Genomic DNA, 2,766 nt, shown 5'->3' on the forward strand with positions numbered 1-2,766 from the left:
CCGTCACATCGCGGCGCGTCAGATTGCTATTCCAGGACATCGGCGAAGGACCAGGCAGAATCTCACGATCAGCAAACCAGCGTTCAGCAGCCTGCAACTCACCCTCACGCGTCAGCTTCAGAGGAATATCCTCGACAGCAAGCTGCTCCACCGACTCGCTGGCACCATCCTTACCGGGGGTGACCCTCTCCATAAACAGACGGTACGCACCCGAATAGCTCAGCTGCTGATCAATCGTCAGATTCAGCTCCACCCTGCCGTCCTTGATGAGGTCAGCCGGGATTGCCTGCTGGAACACCGTCTGACCGGTCAAATGACCCTGCTCATCAACATGCTGCACCGAGAGGCGGTACGATCCTTCACCCGGCGCAGAGAGCCCGGTAGCGCGTGCCGTAAACGAGTTCGTCTTCGCGTACGGGCTCAAACTTACCGACCCAAGGTGCAGTGCGGGCCCCGTGGACTCCTGATCGGGGGAATGCACCGGCAGGAACTCCGCAACATCATTCAGCATAGAACCCGGAGAATCTTCCATGCCGGGGTAAGGCACCCCGCCACCGTACACGCCCATGAAGTACAGTTTGCCCGGCTTCAACGTACCCGCCGGAATCGTCATCTCCGTGTTGAGGTAGTTGTTACGGAACGTGCCGTAGTTATCCTGCTGGTTAGTGAACTCCAGCGTGTGCGTGAACACGGGCTGACCCACCATCTTGCCTGTTGCCGGGTCAGCCTCATACAAGGCGAGAACCGGCTGTTCACCATCCCCCGCGAAGTTATTAGCCTGCGAGAGGACGTGCCAACCCTCAACCCTCAGCGTCGTATCCTTCCACGGGTTATCAATCGCAGACCGGCTGAAACGGTAGGTCGCGCGGGTAGGCTGCGCGTCCTGAACCACATCAATATGGGCGCGGATGTAAATACGATATATCGGACTCAACAAATCCAGCTCATTTACATCCGAGGGGTAGTACGACATGAACACGTCAAAGAGCTCGCCGTCCGCCGCCTCAACGTACTGCGGGGGAACCTCAAACGTGTAGGTGAGGCTACCGTCCGGGTTCTCACGCACCTGATGCTTCAAATCCTTGAGAAACCCGCCGTACTGGTCGAGAGGCGGATTATTATTACGCCAATCATGCACGTACACCGATCCACGTCGCACCAGAGCCAGCTCGTAGAAGGTGTACTTCTGACGGAATTCAGCGCTCAACGGGGAAGTCGTCACCGACACCGTGCCGCCCTGAGAAATATTGAGGGTTCCCGAATCGACCTTCAGCTGCACGTTTCCGGGGTTCACCGGGCGAACCGTATCAGCGGCAGGAGGCACCATCGGAAGCTGCGCGCTCACCGTGAACTTATGGCTACCGTACAAATACTCAGAATCCGAGAACGTTACCCGAACTTCTGCCGTCGAGCCCACGTGAGAGGGGTAGAACCCGTCATCATCCTGAACCTTATATTCGACTTCTACCGTACGGGTGCCGTCAGCATTGCGGGTTACCAGCTCGTCACGCTTATAGTAGTAGCTCGCTACATCGTTGACCGCGAAAGGCTTGGACTCACCAGAGGTAGCGTTATAAATCGCCACAGAGTCAATGTAGTACCCCAGGTCAACCTCGGGTGAAATATTAGAAATAGTCACCTTATAGACGCGGTCCTGACCGGGATCAAAGTTCGGGGAAGACACAGATACCTTCGGCAGGGTGTTCCTGAACGAATTATTCTGATACGCCATGTGTGCGGGGTTATTGCCCACCGGAACGAAGGGGAACTTACGCGACAGCTTATTCCACCCGTGGGTTTCCACACCGTAAACATCTAGGTAATACCCTTTGCCGGACTTCAAGACTCCCGCGGGGATCGTGATCTTCTTCTGGAAATAGCCGTTAGGAATCAGGCCCTTGAAAATGCGCTGATTCTCTTCCGTATCCGGCGCCTGGAACTCGCCCAAAGAAGCCACGCTGTAGGTCCTAATTGTTCCCTGCTCAGACAGCGTGAAACTCAAGGAACTGACATCCTGAAAACCGGTACCCGTCAACGTCACCTCAACCGGCTGACCTGAGGCAATCTGCTCCTCAGAAATAGCCGAAACATCATAAGTGATGGAGGGGAGCGCCGCCTTCGGGAGGTTGAATTCCACCGGTAGCGCCGTACGGACGCGGTCCTCAGTGTTCCACGCGTAAGGGTGCGCATCGTCTACGGGGCGGTAGGTGAGAATGACCTCGTACTCCAGGTTTGCCGGGAGGCTATTTGCCGGAACCGTCAGGTCGGCGCTGAAACTGCCGTCGGCAGCTGGTTTCGGGGCGTCAAAGACGAGGCCGCGGTGATCGACCTTTTGGTAGGGGTTGGTGTAGGTTGAAGAGCCCTTCGGGGCAATTGTGAGGCTACGCAGTTCGTGATGCGCCAAGAACTCGGGAGTGAAGCCGGTGCCCTCAACATGCACCGTGCCTCCAGCATAAATTCTTAGGTGCTCCGCTAGTGACGCGCAGAGTCGGTAGCGAACTGGTCTGCTCGCCCTGAGCCGCAGGAATCTGCTGGTTTTCTGTCTGGCGCTGGTTCAAAGCTGCAGCGGGGGAGGCGGGGGTCGCCTGTGCCGGTTGTGCCTGCTGCTCAGGTGCCGCCTTGGTCGGTGTTGCGAGTGCCGCCGGCGTGACGCCGACAAGCGGGCTCAAACCCAGCAGCAACGACAGGCTGAGCGCGCGGGCGCTCGCCGGGTGGCGCTGGGTATCGGAGTGGCGCGGGGCACCTCGTGGGGCGAAGAATGAAGAC

At 57.7% G+C, this 2,766-nt stretch carries 1 protein-coding gene and 1 pseudogene; both read right to left on the reverse strand.

Features of this window, described 5'->3' with window-relative positions:
* Window positions 1–2,440: siroheme synthase (locus HMPREF2884_RS07080; protein ID WP_246827943.1), on the reverse strand; the 2,440-nt coding region annotated here is incomplete at its 3' end.
* Window positions 2,430–2,766 (reverse strand): annotated as a pseudogene (locus HMPREF2884_RS09395) (superoxide dismutase); the annotation flags it as partial. The pseudogene HMPREF2884_RS09395 and the gene HMPREF2884_RS07080, both read right to left, overlap by 11 nt.

The organism is Rothia sp. HMSC073B08 (assembly GCF_001812975.1).
GTDB lineage: Bacteria > Actinomycetota > Actinomycetes > Actinomycetales > Micrococcaceae > Rothia > Rothia mucilaginosa.